General features: G+C 68.9%; 15 protein-coding genes. 12 read left to right on the top strand and 3 right to left on the bottom strand.

What is annotated here, in order from left to right; genetic code table 11:
- Positions 1-49: 49 nt before the first annotated feature.
- Entirely contained in the window at positions 50-667 is a 618-nt protein-coding gene (locus tag ACNS88_RS04690) for a winged helix-turn-helix transcriptional regulator (RefSeq protein ID WP_435094394.1), read from the top strand.
- 48 nt (positions 668-715) lie between these two features.
- Here ACNS88_RS04690 and ACNS88_RS04685 read toward each other — a convergent pair whose 3' ends face one another.
- The 3 genes from ACNS88_RS04685 to ACNS88_RS04675 all read right to left on the bottom strand — a co-directional run bounded on the left by ACNS88_RS04685 (position 716) and on the right by ACNS88_RS04675 (position 2,505).
- A complete protein-coding gene (locus tag ACNS88_RS04685) occupies positions 716-970 on the bottom strand; it encodes a DUF7123 family protein (protein ID WP_435094391.1) in 255 nt (84 codons plus the stop codon).
- A 177-nt stretch (positions 971-1,147) separates the two neighbouring features.
- Complete coding sequence (locus tag ACNS88_RS04680) at positions 1,148-1,708, bottom strand: DUF84 family protein (RefSeq protein WP_435094389.1); 561 nt, start codon at positions 1,706-1,708, stop codon at positions 1,148-1,150.
- A 20-nt stretch (positions 1,709-1,728) separates the two neighbouring features.
- Positions 1,729-2,505, bottom strand: coding sequence for a cobalamin-binding protein (locus tag ACNS88_RS04675; protein ID WP_435094386.1), 777 nt, complete (start codon positions 2,503-2,505; stop codon positions 1,729-1,731).
- Between the two features lie 207 nt (positions 2,506-2,712).
- Between ACNS88_RS04675 and ACNS88_RS04670 the strand changes: the two genes are divergently transcribed.
- From ACNS88_RS04670 to ACNS88_RS04620, 11 genes are all read left to right on the top strand, one after another.
- The gene (locus ACNS88_RS04670; RefSeq protein ID WP_435094384.1) at positions 2,713-3,687 is read left to right on the top strand and encodes a transcription initiation factor IIB; all 975 of its coding nucleotides are present in this window, start codon (positions 2,713-2,715) and stop codon (positions 3,685-3,687) included.
- Between the two features lie 75 nt (positions 3,688-3,762).
- Positions 3,763-4,470, top strand: a complete 708-nt coding sequence (locus ACNS88_RS04665) for a type I 3-dehydroquinate dehydratase (protein WP_435094382.1) — start codon at positions 3,763-3,765, stop codon at positions 4,468-4,470.
- Between the two features lie 425 nt (positions 4,471-4,895).
- A complete protein-coding gene (locus ACNS88_RS04660; protein WP_435094379.1) occupies positions 4,896-5,882 on the top strand; it encodes a rhomboid family intramembrane serine protease in 987 nt (328 codons plus the stop codon).
- Positions 5,883-6,749 (top strand): endonuclease V, encoded by an 867-nt coding sequence (locus ACNS88_RS04655; protein WP_435094377.1) that lies wholly within the window; start codon positions 5,883-5,885, stop codon positions 6,747-6,749.
- 72 nt (positions 6,750-6,821) lie between these two features.
- A complete protein-coding gene (locus tag ACNS88_RS04650; RefSeq protein ID WP_435094447.1) occupies positions 6,822-7,094 on the top strand; it encodes a DUF7385 family protein in 273 nt (90 codons plus the stop codon).
- Positions 7,095-7,156: 62 nt separating this feature from the next.
- Complete coding sequence (locus tag ACNS88_RS04645; protein WP_435094376.1) at positions 7,157-7,924, top strand: nucleotide-binding protein; 768 nt, start codon at positions 7,157-7,159, stop codon at positions 7,922-7,924.
- Positions 7,921-8,526, top strand: a complete 606-nt coding sequence (locus ACNS88_RS04640; RefSeq protein WP_435094374.1) for a DUF8054 family protein — start codon at positions 7,921-7,923, stop codon at positions 8,524-8,526. The genes ACNS88_RS04645 and ACNS88_RS04640 overlap by 4 nt, the downstream gene beginning before the upstream one ends.
- Before the next feature lie 67 nt (positions 8,527-8,593).
- Positions 8,594-9,322: a DUF8116 family protein gene (locus ACNS88_RS04635; RefSeq protein WP_496923267.1), complete on the top strand. Its 729-nt coding sequence runs from the start codon at positions 8,594-8,596 to the stop codon at positions 9,320-9,322.
- Between the two features lie 287 nt (positions 9,323-9,609).
- Entirely contained in the window at positions 9,610-11,952 is a 2,343-nt protein-coding gene (gene ppsA, locus ACNS88_RS04630) for a phosphoenolpyruvate synthase (protein ID WP_435094370.1), read from the top strand.
- A gap of 88 nt (positions 11,953-12,040) precedes the next feature.
- A complete protein-coding gene (gene mfnA, locus ACNS88_RS04625; RefSeq protein WP_435094368.1) occupies positions 12,041-13,108 on the top strand; it encodes a tyrosine decarboxylase MfnA in 1,068 nt (355 codons plus the stop codon).
- Between the two features lie 239 nt (positions 13,109-13,347).
- The gene (locus ACNS88_RS04620; protein WP_435094366.1) at positions 13,348-14,010 is read left to right on the top strand and encodes a hypothetical protein; all 663 of its coding nucleotides are present in this window, start codon (positions 13,348-13,350) and stop codon (positions 14,008-14,010) included.
- Positions 14,011-14,018: the final 8 nt, after the last annotated feature.

The raw sequence follows: 14,018 nt of genomic DNA, 5'->3' as shown, positions 1-14,018 counted from the left end.
TATCACCCCGAACGAAGTCCTTTTGTTGAGTCGACGACTATTACCTCTCGTGACAGACGGTATCGACGGACGGAAACGCGAGACGCTTCGGCGGTTCGCCGCCATCGGAGCCGCCGCGCCGTTCGTCGGGACCGCGAGCGCCGAGTCCGGAGACGACGGAGCCGACGCGAACGAAACTCGCGAGGCTATCCGCGGATACGTTCCCACGACCCCCGGCGCGCACTTCTCGAAACTCCGCGACGACCTCCACCTCGGTACCGGCGAGACGCAGCACCACCTCCGAACGCTGGAAGAGGCCGGCGAGATCGAGTCGGCGAAGGACGCCGACTATCGCCGCTACTTCCCGGCCGACAGGTTCGACGACCTCGACAAGCGCGCGCTCGGGTACCTCCGGCGCGACACGCCCCGCGGGATGATCCTCGCGCTGTTGCGCGATCCGGCGGCGACCGGCGCGGAACTCGCCGCCCATCTCGGCGTCTCTCGACCGACCGTGAGCGCCGCCGCCGCCGACCTCGAAGCGGCCGACCTCCTCGACCGGACCGACGGCTACGCGCTGACTGAACCGGAGCGGCTGCTCACGCTCGTGGTTCGATACGCCGACTCCTTCGACGCCGACGCCGTCGCCTTCGCTGACGACGCGGCATCGTTGGTCGCGTACGACCCATAAAGAAGCAAAGGAGAAAGAGGTGACCGCCGATATTCGGGGCGGGTCCGATCAGGTCGTGACCATCCACGTCGTCCCCGACGAGTAGCCCCACTTCTCGACGTCGATGTCCGTGGCCGCGTCGACGACCGCGCTCATGTTCGCGCCGACCTCCTTCGCCGAGAGGTCGAGCTCGTCGGCGATCAGCCGAGACTTGAAGTACGTCTGATCGCCGGCGTTTTCGCGGAGGTACCGCAGGATGCGCGTCTGTTTCGCGGAGAGGCCGGCTGACTCGACGGCGACCGCGTCCGGTTGGACCGTGCTCATACTCGGTACAGGTCGTGTCCCCTCATAAGGCGGTTGGTAGACAGGGTTAACACTCCGCAGTCATGCGGTTTCTCTCGATATCAGTGACCCTATCCGGGGGTCCAGCACCGTGTTTCGGTATGATCCTCGAACGCTGGGAACAGCCGCCGTCCGATCAGCGGGGGATCGGAGACGAGGTCAGTAGAGGTCGGAGACGAACGGGCCCAAGGCGCCGGCGACCGCGGTCGCGAGGGCGTCCGTACGGTCGACGCGGCCGTTCGTGAGCGCGCCCGCGGCGCCGCCGCGTTTCGCGACGCCCGTCGTGTCGAGGACGTCGTCCATCACGGGGCCGAGCTCCTCACCGCCGGCGATCCGCGCGGCGATGTCGGCCGGGAGTTCGAGGCTCGGACCCGCGCCGCGACCGACTCGGGACCCGTCCGTGACCGCCGCCCACATGACGAGAAAGAGCCCGTCCGCGCCGTCGAACCCCGCGACGCCGCCCTCGATGCCGACGCCGAGATCGTAGGTGTCGGGCTCCGCGTCGAGGACGGCCGCGGCCCGGTTCTCGGCGCCGGCGATCGTCTCGGCGTGGCCGGTCGGCTGTTCGCTCACGCCGGAGGGAACGGGAACAGACTCGATCGTGACGGTCGTCGGGTTCTCGGAGCGCTCGTCGGCGAGGTCTGGCCCTCGTGACGATTCCAAGACCCGTTCGACCGCGCGCCGCTTCACCGGGTTGCCGCTGCCGACGCCGACTCGCATACCGGTGGTCGCGCGGCCGGCTACGAATAGGTCTCGATCCCGGGATGAAGCAGGCCGGCCAGCCGCTCGACCCCGTCGATCAGGGCGGGGCTCGGCTGGTTTAAAAGAGAGTCGTCGATCACGTGGACGGGCGCGTCGACGGCCCAGTCGCGCCCCTCGACGGTCGCAGGGTCGACTCGGTCGCCGTGCCCGCAGACGTGGACGACGACGTGGTCGGGGTCGGCCGCCTCGACGCTCGCGAGGTCGACCTCGCGAGAGCGCTCGCCCGGGTCGACGAAGGGGTACCGGCCGCCGGCGGCGCGCACGGCGTCCGGGACCCAGTTGCCGGCGGCCATCGGCGGCTCCGACCACTCCTCACAGTAGACTGTCGGGCGCGGCCGGTCCGCGACTGTGTCACCGATCCGGTCGAGCCGGTTTCGGGAGTCGGCGGCGAGACCCTCGCCGGCCTCGGGTCGCCCCACGTCTGCGCCGCGGGCGGCGAAGGTCGCGATCGCCTCGTCGAGCGTCGCGGGCTCGCGGTGGCGGACGTCGAACCCGCGCTCGCGGCAGTCGTCGGCGAGGTCGCTCTGCAGTCCGTCGCTCGTGAGAACGACGTCGGGATCGAGGTCGGCGACGCGGCCGAGGTCGGGGTTCAGCCAGCCGCCGACGGGAGCGGGAGCGTCGGCCCGGTGGGCGGCTCCCGCGTCTTCCGGCGGGTCGCAGTGGTAGGTGATACCGACCAGGGTCTCGGCGGCGCCGAGGGCGGTCACGGTCGCCGTCGCGCTCGGTGCCAGCGAGACGACGCGGGGAAAACTCATCGGAGGCAGGTCGGAGCGCCACCGGCCCAAGCGTTTCGGTCGGTCCCGGCGCGGGGCGTCCCAGTGAGATCGCCGCAAACACGTGATAGATCGTGTTCTTTCGTCGGGATTCTGCCAACACGTTCCGGTCGTTTTAAGTTCGGTTCCGCCGTCTACTGTATAAGATCGCTCTCGGGTCGTGTTCAATTGCCGGGAGAAGGTTTAGCCATGAGTGAACGACTACACAAGCGGGGGAGTCGCTCCCGAACGGAGACGGACGAGAAGGAATCGGAACAGACAGACGAGACGCTGAGTTGTCCGGAGTGCGACGGCAACGTCATCAACGACGAGGAGCACGGCGAGAGCGTCTGCGCCGACTGCGGGCTCGTCGTCGAGGCCGACTCGGTCGACCGCGGGCCGGAGTGGCGCGCGTTCGACTCGCGTGAGAAGGACGAGAAGTCCCGCGTCGGCGCCCCGACGACCAACACGATGCACGACAAGGGGCTCTCGACGAACATCGACTGGCGCGACAAGGACGCGTACGGGCGGTCGCTCGGCGCGCGCCAGCGCCAGAAGATGCAGCGGCTCCGCAAGTGGAACGAGCGGTTCCGCACCCGCGACTCCAAGGAACGCAACCTGAAGCAGGCGCTCGGCGAGATCGACCGGATGGCCAGCGCGCAGGGGCTCCCGGACAACGTCCGCGAGACCGCCTCCGTCATCTACCGCCGCGCGCTCGACGAGGACCTCCTCCCCGGTCGCTCCATCGAGGGCGTCTCGACCTCCTGCGTGTACGCCGCTGCCCGGATGGCCGGCGTCCCGCGGAGCCTCGACGAGATCGCCGACGTGTCGCGCGTCGAGAAGGCCGAGATCGCGCGGACGTACCGCTACGTCGTCCGCGAGCTCAAGCTCGAAGTGAAGCCGGCCGACCCCGAGCAGTACGTCCCCCGATTCGCTTCCGACCTCGAGCTCTCCGAGGAGTCCGAGATGCGCGCGAAGAGCCTCCTCCGCAACGCGAAGGAGAAGGGCGTCCACTCGGGCAAGTCGCCGGTCGGACTCGCCGCGGCCGCCGTCTACGCCGCCGCCCTCCTCACCAACGAGAAGACGACGCAGGCCGCCGTCAGCGAGGTCGCCGACATCAGCGAGGTCACGATCCGAAACCGGTACCACGAGCTGCTCGAGGCCGAGGACGGCCTCGTCGCGTAACGCTCGCCATTTTTCTGCGGGATCGTTTCGCCCCGGACGCACACAGCTAAGTCCCCGCCCCCGGAAGCCCCGCGTATGTTCGAGGAGTTCGTTCTGACCGCGAGCACGGCCGACCTCTCGGAGGAGCCGCGCGCTCGCGAGCACGCCGACGCCGTGGAGTTTCGGATGGACCTGGCGAGCGATCCGCTCGCTCAGCTTGACGCGTACGACGGCGAGCTCCCGCTGCTCGTCACGGACCGGGCGTCGTGGGAGGGCGGCGAGGCGGCCGAGGGGACCGGGCGGTACGACGCGCTCTCGACCGCTCTCGGGCACGACGCGGTCGCCGCCGTCGACATCGAACTCGCGGCGCTCCGCGGGAACGCACCCGAGGGCGAGCGATCGCACGCGACCGCGCTGCGCGACGCGGCCCGCGAGGAGGGCGTCGACGTGGTCGTCTCGGTCCACGACTTCGAGTCGACGCCGGAACCCGCCGCGCTCGTCGACCTGCTCGCCGACGCCGCCGCCGAAGGCGACGTGGGGAAACTGGCGACGACCGCGACAGCGCCGGCGGACGCGCTCGCGATGATCGAGGCGACTCACGAGGCGACCGCGGCGGGCCACCGCGTCGCGACGATGTGCATGGGCGAACCGGGACGACACACTCGCGCGGTCACCCCGATCTACGGCTCGAAAATCGGCTACGCGCCCGTCGACCCCGCGAACGCGACCGCGCCCGGCCAGTACCCGCTCGCGACGCTCAGAGAGCTGGTCGACGGGCTGCGGGAGGGCGGAACTGCCGAGTGACGTTTATAAGTAATCAACCGCGGCTGCGGCGGCTATTTATAACTGAAGCCGGTGTGGTGGCGCGTGCCGGCGAGCGGCCGTCCTTGGCGGCCGTGAGCCGCACGCGCGAGGGAGTCGCTGGCGCCGTCCGGCGCCAGCGACGAGGCTGGGGAGGCGTGAGGTGCGGTCGCTGTGCGGGCGGGGTGGGACTCAAAGGGGCAGTCGCGAGGGCGAAGCACGCCGCAGTAAGCACCGAGGCGAGTGAGCGGAGCGAACGAGCGAGGCGCGCAGCAAGGCGCGCGAGCCGTCGCGGCTGGGGATTCGGAGGCGTTCACCACTGTGACAGCGAAGATCACTTATAAAGAGTCACCGAGACCGCCAACCGTCTCCCCGTACGCCACGTGAAGAGCCAAACCGCTTTACGACCGCCCCCGTAAGTGCCAGTAATGGCGACGTGCGACGTGTGCGGGGAGTACGAGAACCTCCCGTACCAGTGTAAACGGTGCGGCCAGACGTTCTGTGCCGACCACCGCCTGCCCGAGAACCACAACTGTCCGGGGCTCGCCGAGTGGGACGACCCCGGCGGCGTCTTCGAGAGCGACTTCGACGACACCGTCGAGGGGGGCGGGGCAGGCCGCTCGGGCGGGTCGAACGCCGGCGGGTCCGCCGGGATCACGGACCGCATCAAGCGACGGATCGACCGCGAGACGAGCACCGGTGGGCTCGTGAGCTATTTCCGCGGGAACGCGACCTACGCCATCCTGGCTGCGATGTGGATCACGTTCCTCGCGCAGTTGATCACGTATCACGGAATCAGCGTGACGCTCCACAACCAGCTGTTCGTCCTCCAGTCGAACGCCATCGGGAACGTCTGGACGTGGGTGACCTCCGTGCTCTCCCACTCGCCCCTCGGGCTCTATCACATCATCGGGAACAGCATCGTGCTGTTCTTCTTCGGCCCGCTCGTCGAGCGCGCGGTCGGCTCCCGCCGCTTTGTCGGGTTCTTCTTCGCGTCCGGGATCCTCGCCGGCCTCGGCCACATCCTGTTCGCGATCGTGTCGGGCGCGCCGCCGACTGGCGTGTTGGGCGCCAGCGGCGCCGGCTTCGCGATCCTGGGCGTACTCACCGTCTGGCGGCCGAACATGCAGGTGCTGTTGTTCTTCGTGGTTCCGATGAAGATCAAGTATCTGACGTGGGGCATCGCGCTCATCTCGGCGGTCCTCGTCGTCCAAAGCGTCCAGGCCGGCGGGGCGGGCGCCGCCGGCGGCATCGCGCACCTCGCGCACCTGATCGGCTTCGCGATCGGGCTCGCGTTCGGCAAGCGCAACGAGGGCCTCGCGCGGTCCGCGGGCGGCCCCGGCGGAGTGCAGATGGGCGGCGCGAGAGGGCCGGGTGGGCCCCGAGGACCGGGCGGTCCCGGCGGCCGGCTCTGAATGGGACGCGAACCCGCGGTCGACCCCCCGTACGACCACGCGGACAACCTCGCACACCCCGAGTTCCGTCCCGATCCTGCGCTCTCCCGGACCGAGATGGAGTCGCTCCAGCGCGAGCTGGCGGCGACGGCGACGTTCGCGGACGACAACGGGATCGACCCAGCCGCAGTCGCGATCGACGAGCCCGCGGACCTGACCGAGAGGCTGCCGGAGGCGCAGCCCGAAGCAGGCAATTCGTCGTCCCCGGTCGTCGTCGGGCTCGACCAGGCGTTCCTGACCCCCGACGACGGCGAGGATCGAGCCGTCTCCGCCGCGGTCGCGATCCGCGACGGCGACGTGATCGAGTACGCGAGCGCGACCACGCCGCTCTCGATCCCCTACATCCCGGGCCTGCTCGCGTTCCGCGAGGGAGACCCGATGCTGGCGGCGCTCGACGCGCTTGAAGCCGAGCCCGACCTGCTGGTCTGTGACGGCTCGGGCCGGATCCACTTCCGGGAGGCCGGTATCGCCACCCACGTCGGCGTACTGCTGGACGTGCCCAGCGTCGGCGTCGCGAAGAGCCTCCTGTGTGGCGCGCCAGCCGAACCGACAGGCGAGCGGCCGGCGGGCTGGCGAACGCCGATCCGCGCAGACGAGTCGGTGGAGACGGCAGACCCGGATACCGCCCCGATTATCGGCCACGCCTTCCAGTCTCGACAGTACCCGAACAGCCGACGCGTGAACCCCCTGTACGTGAGTCCCGGCCACCGCGTGTCGCCCGCGACGACCGTCGAACTCGTCGAAGCGCTGTGTGCGGGCTACAAGCTCCCGGAACCGACCCGGCTCGCGGACGCGTATGCGGACGCCGTGAAGCGGGACGCGGGATGAGGCCGCCGTAAACCGTGTCACCAGTTGCCACAGACAGGCGGTTTATATACTGTGGCACTCGAACGCGAAGACATGGGAGACGAGGAGACCGATGGCCCGATGTCTGCAGAGGAGTTCCGCTCACTGACGGACGGACTGGTGCGTCAGAGCTCCGGCGGTGGGACGACCGTCTACAAGAACGCCGCTGGCGTGGGGTGTCCGAACCCCGACTGCGACCGCGGCGTCTTCCAGACGTTGTTCGTCAGCGACCACGGCTGGCAGCAGATCGGCGCGACCCGTGACGGGATCGATCTCTGCCTCTGTAACACCGAGTCGAAGCGACTGGTGTTCATCCACGACGAGTGAATCAGTCGGTCCGTCCGCCCGCGATGAACAGGTTTTAGCCCGGCGGCCTGACACATCGGCGCATGGTCGAGGCGTTCGCGGTCGCCAGCGGGAAGGGCGGCACGGGGAAGACGACGAGTACGCTCGCGTTGGGGATGGCGCTCGCCGAGGAGCACGACGTCACCGTCGTCGACGCCGACACGGGGATGGCGAACCTGCTGTTTCACGCCGGACTTGACGACGCGGCGGTCACTCTCCACGACCTTCTTGTCGAGGGGACCGCGACGACGGTCTCGGAGGCGACGTACGACCGATTCGGACTCTCCGTCGTCCCCTGTGGCACGTCGCTCGCGGGCTTCGAGGCGGCCGAGCCCAGCCGCCTCCGCGAGGTAGTCGCCGAACTCGCGAGCGACACCGACGTACTGCTGCTCGACTCGCCGGCCGCGCTCGGCTCGAAGTCGGCGGTGCTACCGGTCGTCCTCGCCGACCGCGTCGTGGTCGTCGTCGAGCCGACGATCCCCGCGCTCTCTGACGGGCTGAAGGTACAGGAGTACGCGCGCTCGTACGGCACGGAGACGGCGGGCGTGCTGTTCAATAAGGTCCGCGAGGACGCTGCCGACGTGGCCGAGCAGGCCGAACGGCGCTTCGGCGGTCCCGTCCTCGCGAGCGTTCCCGACAGCGACGTGGTCCGAGACGCCCGCCGGGCCGGAAAACCCCTCCTCGCGCACGCTCCCGAGAGCGAGCCCGCCGCCAGCTACCGGCGGGCGGCGGCCCGGCTCGACGTGCGCGACGGCGACGAGGGGCTCGTCGCCGACCGCTTCCGGAGCGCAGTCGTTCCCGACACGCCATGACGGGAACCGCGACGTCGACGGAGCCGCCGGAGCTTCGGATCCCCCGTGGAGACCTGCTCCGATCGCGCGTGGTCTCCGACGTCGGGACGACGCTCGCCCGGGCGCTCGACAGGGAACTCACCGGCTACGCGACCCTCGTTCCCCAAGAGACGCTCCTGTTGGAGGGCGACGCCCGCGGGGTCGTCACCTTCGCCGACGGCGTCCCCGTGCTCGCGTACAACACGGTGAGCGACAGCGGTGGCCCGGACGCCCTCGCCGAACTCGCGGTTCCCGGCCCCTATCGGGTCGAGCTGTACGCGGTCGACGACGGCGCCCTCGAGACCGCCCACGAGGAGAACGCGCTCCGGGTCGCGCCCGGCGCCGCGGCGACCGAACTCGCCGACGATCAGACGCTTGCTGACCGGACCCGCGAGGCAGCTCCTGACGAGCGGCTTGACAGCGAACGAGCCGACGACGGTGACGCGGTCGCGGCGTTCCTCGAAGACGACGAGCGGATCGAAGCGATCCGCGAGCAGGCGCGCTCGGAGGCGGCGGAGCGCGCGTCGGAGTGGGGGCTCGACGACGCGCTGGCGGAGGGAGACAGCGGCGACCTCGACGGGTGAACCGTCACAGTCGCGAGTTCGAGGAGTGAGCCGTCACAGCAGTTAGGTCGCTCCGCCCCCTACGGCAATCATCACTGTCCTCCGACTCCTCCGACTGACGACGCCGACCGACTTCGCCGACTGGTACGCCGCGGGCCGCGCGTACACCCGCCACGTCGCCGAAGGGATGGGGTTTGAGGGGGCCGACGCGCTCGACGGACCACGGATTGCGGCCGAACTCCGTACGGACCCGTCGGGACTGTCGCCCGCGGCGGCCCGCTCCGTCGCGGCGACGCTGCTTGCTGACGGCCGGTTTTCCGAGCCGTACTGCGAGTGGCTCCCGACGTGGTACGAGCTCGGCCTGCTCGCGCCGGTTCGGTACGGGGAGTGGCGGCTCCGTCAGGTCGCCGCCGAGATCGCGGACCTCGCGAACGTGACGGTAACGGCACCGCGATTCTCCCGACCGCAGGACGTGACCATCGACGGCGGGCCGGCACTCGCGCGCGTGTCCGGCTTCCGCGAGCGGTTTCTGCTTGCCGACGCGCTGTTGCACTTGGAGTGGTTCGAACACGCCGCGGCCGCGGACGGCATCACGGTCCCGGCGGCGCTCGTCAACCGAACTCGCGAGGAGTCGCTGTCGTACTACGGTGGTGACCGCGAGCGGCTTTCCGAGCCTGTCCGACGGTTTCAGCGGCTGCTGTTCGCCGACGACGCGTGGGTCCGGCGGATAGACGAGGGCTACCGGCTCGACAGTCGTCTGTTCGGCCTCTGGGAGCGGCTTCTGCGTGCGGAGCGGGAGCGGCTCGCATCGACGTAACAGGTGGATCCGACGGCGGTCACTCGACAGAAGTGTTACAACACTTGTAACACGTTACAGATGGTGTTGTTGACTCGGGAGATAAGTATTCCAGTGGACGAACCCTGATTGAATATACGAGCCGTCTACCGGTTCGTCGTCCCCCGCACCGCTTCGGCCCTCTACCACGTTTCTCGACCCTGCGTCCGTGACGTGTATTCGATCACTCGACCGCGAGTAATCTTTTATTCACAGTTGCACAGTCCGGAAGCTTCATACGTCGGCTCTCGGATCCACCAAACATACGAATGGCAGTACTCTGGCTCGAGGATGTCGATGCCGACGACGTCGGGACCGTCGGCGGGAAGGCGGCTTCGCTCGGTGAACTTATCGGCGCGGGACTCCCGGTCCCACCCGGTTTTACCGTTACGGCAGGCACGTATCGAACCTTCATTGAGGAGGCAGAGATCGACGAGGAACTGTTCGCCGCGGTCGACGTCGACCCAGAGGACTCCGCCGCCCTCCGCGAGGCCGAAGAGACGGCAGCGGAGCTTATCTTGGAGACGCCGCTCCCCGACGACGTTCGCGAGGAGATCGTCGAGAGATACCGGACGATGGGCGACGACGGCGAGGAGGCGTTCGTCGCGGTGCGCTCGTCGGCGACAGCCGAGGACCTCCCGGACTCTTCGTTTGCCGGCCAGCAGGAGACATATCTCAACGTCCGCGAACAGGACCTGATCCGGCGGGTGAAGGAGTGTTGGGCGTCGCTTTTCACCCAGCGGGCGATCTACTACCGCCAGCAGCGGGGGTTCCCACACGCCGACGTCGACATCGCGGTCGTGGTCCAGCGAATGGTCGACGCCGAGAAGTCTGGCGTGATGTTCACCAGCCACCCCTCTACCGGCGACCCGCAGATCACGATCGAGGCCGCGTGGGGGCTCGGCGAAGCGGTCGTCTCCGGCACGGTCTCGCCGGACAACTACGTGTACGACCGCGAGCGGAGCACCGTCGACGAGGTGACCGTCGCGGACAAGAAGGTCGAGATGGTCAAAGACCCCGAGACCGGTGAGACGGTCACGCTGGAGGTCGACGAGGAGCGGCGGAACGCTCGGGTGCTCGCTGACGCGGAGATCGAAGAACTCGTCAAGCTGGGGAAGCGCGTCGAGGACCACTACGGAACCCCGCAAGACGTGGAGTGGGCGATATACGACGACGAGATATATATGTTGCAGTCCCGCCCGATCACGACGATCCAAGAGGACGCCGGGAGCGATGAAGAGGCCGACACGAGCGAAGCCACAGGGGCCGCCGGCGGAGGCGATACCGGTGACGGGAACGGTGTAGACGGGCACGGCGCCGCGGACGACGACGCGGACGTGCTCGTGGACGGGCTCGGTGCGAGCCCGGGCATCGTCTCCGGGACCATTCGGATCGTCCACAAACTCGACCACCTCGACCAGGTGCAGGAGGGCGACGTGATGGTCACCGAGATGACGATGCCGGACATGGTCCCAGCGATGAAGCGCGCTGCCGGGATCGTCACCGACGAGGGCGGTATGACGAGCCACGCCGCGATCATCTCCCGGGAGCTCGGCGTCCCGGCCGTCGTCGGCTCCGGAAACGGGACGCGGGTCCTGAACGACGGGCAAAACGTCACGCTTGACGGCGACAAGGGAACCGTCCGAGCCGGCGTCGACGACGAGGCTGAGCCCGGCGAGGAGTTCGAGCCGGTCGAGGCCGCACGCCCGGAGACCCCCGTCAAACCGATGACCGCGACGGAGGTGAAGGTAAACGTCTCGATCCCCGAGGCGGCCGAGCGCGCCGCGGCAACGGGCGCCGATGGCGTCGGCTTGCTCCGGATCGAGCACATGGTGCTGTCACTCGGGAAGACCCCCGAGAAGTACATCGCCGACTACGGCGCCCGCGCGTATCAGGACGAACTCATCGAGGGCGTCCGGCGGGTCGCCGACGAGTTCTACCCGCGGCCGGTCAGAGTTCGAACCATCGACGCTCCGACTGACGAATTCCGGGAATTGGAGGGCGGCGAGGGCGAGCCGAACGAGCACAACCCGATGCTCGGCTGGCGCGGGATCCGCCGGAGCCTCGATAAGCCCGAACCCTTCCGCCAGGAGCTCGCGGCGTTTGCGCGCCTCTTCGAGATGGGGTACGACAACCTCGAGGTGATGTTCCCCCTTGTCAACGACGCGAGCGATATCGAGGGGATCAAACGACACATGCGCGAGTCCGGGATCGACCCCGAGACGCACCGGTGGGGCGTGATGATCGAGACGCCTGCAAGCGCGTTGCAGATCGAAGAGCTGGCTGCCGCCGGGATCGACTTCGCCTCCTTCGGCACGAACGACCTCACGCAGTACACGCTGGCGGTCGACCGCAACAACGAGCACGTTGCCGATCGATTCGACGAGCTTCACCCGGCGGTGTTACGACTCATCGGCGATACGATCGAGACGTGCCGGGAGCTGGGCGTCGACACGAGCATCTGCGGACAGGCAGGGTCGAAACCCGAGATGGTCAAGTTCCTCGTCGAGGCGGGCGTTTCCTCTATCTCGGCGAACATCGATGCGGTGCGGGACGTGCAACACGAGGTGAAGCGGACCGAACAGCGGCTCCTCCTCGACTCGGTGCGCTAACGCGGCCGCGAGGGACGATCGGACGGTCGAGATGACCGAGGCGCCCGGAGCGGAACGGGTAAGACTCTCCGCGGTAACATTCGGTCGAATGCAGCAGCCCGAGCCGCAGTCGTTCGACCGGGTGCTCTCCTCGATGTGTACCGAGCCGCATCCAGCCGCTCGGGAGGCGGCCGAGCGGTTTCTCGCGACTAATCCGGGTGACCCCGCCACGTACGAGGCGGTCGCGTCGCTGGAGGAGCGTGCGGTCGAACTGCTCGCGACGCTCGCGGACCATCCGACGCCGACTGACGCGGCCGGATACGTCACTTCGGGGGGGACCGAGGCCAACGTACAGGCGGTCCGGTCCGCGCGGAACCGCCACGACGCGACCGACGTGAACGTTGTCGTCCCTGAGAGCGGCCACTTCTCGTTTCACAAGGCCGCGGAGCTGCTCGACGTGGAACTCCGGACAGTACCCGTCGACGACGACTTCCGGACCCGGACCGATGCCGTCGTGGCCGCCGTCGACGAGGCGACCGCACTGGTCGTCGGCGTTGCCGGGAGCACGGAGTACGGACGGGTAGACCCGATTCCGGAACTCGCTCGGATCGCGTCCGAGACGAGTGCCCGAATGCACGTCGACGCGGCGTGGGGCGGGTTCGTCCTCCCCTTCACCGACGGCGAGTGGTCGTTCGAGGACGCCCCCATCGACACGCTGACGATCGACCCCCACAAGTTCGGGCAGGCGGCGGTACCGGCCGGCGGGCTTATCGCCCGCGATCCCGCGGCGATGGACGCGCTCGCGGTCGACACGCCCTACTTGGAGACGCGGTCGCAGGCCACACTGACGGGCACGCGGAGCGGCGCGGGCGTCGCTGGGGCGGTCGCCGCGATGGAGGCGCTGTGGCCGGACGGGTACCGAGACTCGGCCGAACGCGCAACAGCTAACGCCGAGTGGCTCGCGTCGGCGCTCGGAGAGCGCGGGTACGACGTGGTCGAGCCGGAGCTTCCGCTCGTCGCGGCGGCGCTCCCGGAGTCCGAATTCGACGCGCTGCGGGAGGCGGGTTGGAAGGTTTCGCGGACGAGTTGCGGCGAGTTGCGCGTCGTCTGCATGCCTCACGTGACCCGGAAGGCGCTCCGCGCGTTCGTGGCGGACCTCGATCGGATCCGAAGCTGACCGGCGCTTGGGTGCGGTAGCTGACGGAAGCCGCATAGCGAAGCGGTGAGACTGGCGAACAGGCGGCGCTCGTCGCTCCCGGGCGGCTGGCCGCGCGACCGCCTCGACCGCGCCGGGACGGGCGTCAGGTCACAGAGCAGGTTGGTGCCGTTTTCCGGGATAAGGGATCGGGACCGATGCGGAGACGAGTGAACTCTTCGCACCCGATCTTTTTCAGCCGAACCGCGGCCAGTCCCGACGTGATAGCCTTCAGCGACCTCGCCCGCGCCGCCTACTGCCCGCGGCAGCTCTACTACGCGCGCCGCGACGACGACCGAGGCGTTCCCAGCGAAGCGCGCGCTCGGATCGACCTCGCCTTCCGATATCCGGCGCTCGTCAACGCGCCGGACGCGACGCTCCGACGACTTCCGATTCGTCGGTCGCCGGCACCGTACCGCCGAAATCTCTCGCGGCTGCGCGAGCGCAACGAGTACGACCGGCTCACCGATCCCACCCACGAGCACGTCTTCCGGTCCGGAAAGGACTGCCACGGGACCGTTCACAAGGTACTCGCTGGTGAGAGAAGTGGAGAGCCACCGGTTCCCACGGTGGTCTCGCCGGGCGAGCCACCGGAGAACGGCGTCTGGGAGCCGCAGGCGATCAGAGCCGTCGCCGTCGCTAAGGCGGTCGCGTGGGAGCGAAAGCGAGAGGTGCCGCGCGCGCTCGTCGAGTACCCGAGCGTCGGGACCGTTCGCGAGGTCCGACTGACGACTCGGAAGAAGGCCGCATACCGTCGGGCGCTGCGAGCCGCCCGCACGATCGACGGCCCGCCGTCGCGCGTCGACGACGACCGGTGTTCCGCCTGCGACTACCGGGACCGGTGCGGGACCGGGCGGCGGTCGTTCCGGTCGCTGCTGGGGTGAGTCGGTGC

It is taken from the genome of Halorubrum shenae (assembly GCF_051194165.1).
Classification (GTDB): domain Archaea; phylum Halobacteriota; class Halobacteria; order Halobacteriales; family Haloferacaceae; genus Halorubrum.
This window is presented reverse-complemented; position numbering and strand designations above follow the sequence as displayed.

Excerpts from the sequence above, each read along its gene's own strand:
- ACNS88_RS04685 (WP_435094391.1), bottom strand. The coding sequence starts at position 970 with ATGAGCACGGTCCAACCGGACGCGGTCGCCGTCGAGTCAGCCGGCCTC.
- ACNS88_RS04680 (WP_435094389.1), bottom strand. The coding sequence starts at position 1,708 with ATGCGAGTCGGCGTCGGCAGCGGCAACCCGGTGAAGCGGCGCGCGGTC.
- ACNS88_RS04675 (WP_435094386.1), bottom strand. The coding sequence starts at position 2,505 with ATGAGTTTTCCCCGCGTCGTCTCGCTGGCACCGAGCGCGACGGCGACC.
- ACNS88_RS04670 (WP_435094384.1), top strand. The coding sequence starts at position 2,713 with ATGAGTGAACGACTACACAAGCGGGGGAGTCGCTCCCGAACGGAGACG.
- ACNS88_RS04665 (WP_435094382.1), top strand. The coding sequence starts at position 3,763 with ATGTTCGAGGAGTTCGTTCTGACCGCGAGCACGGCCGACCTCTCGGAG.
- ACNS88_RS04660 (WP_435094379.1), top strand. The coding sequence starts at position 4,896 with ATGGCGACGTGCGACGTGTGCGGGGAGTACGAGAACCTCCCGTACCAG.
- ACNS88_RS04655 (WP_435094377.1), top strand. The coding sequence starts at position 5,883 with ATGGGACGCGAACCCGCGGTCGACCCCCCGTACGACCACGCGGACAAC.
- ACNS88_RS04650 (WP_435094447.1), top strand. The coding sequence starts at position 6,822 with ATGGGAGACGAGGAGACCGATGGCCCGATGTCTGCAGAGGAGTTCCGC.
- ACNS88_RS04645 (WP_435094376.1), top strand. The coding sequence starts at position 7,157 with ATGGTCGAGGCGTTCGCGGTCGCCAGCGGGAAGGGCGGCACGGGGAAG.
- ACNS88_RS04640 (WP_435094374.1), top strand. The coding sequence starts at position 7,921 with ATGACGGGAACCGCGACGTCGACGGAGCCGCCGGAGCTTCGGATCCCC.
- ppsA (WP_435094370.1), top strand. The coding sequence starts at position 9,610 with ATGGCAGTACTCTGGCTCGAGGATGTCGATGCCGACGACGTCGGGACC.
- mfnA (WP_435094368.1), top strand. The coding sequence starts at position 12,041 with ATGCAGCAGCCCGAGCCGCAGTCGTTCGACCGGGTGCTCTCCTCGATG.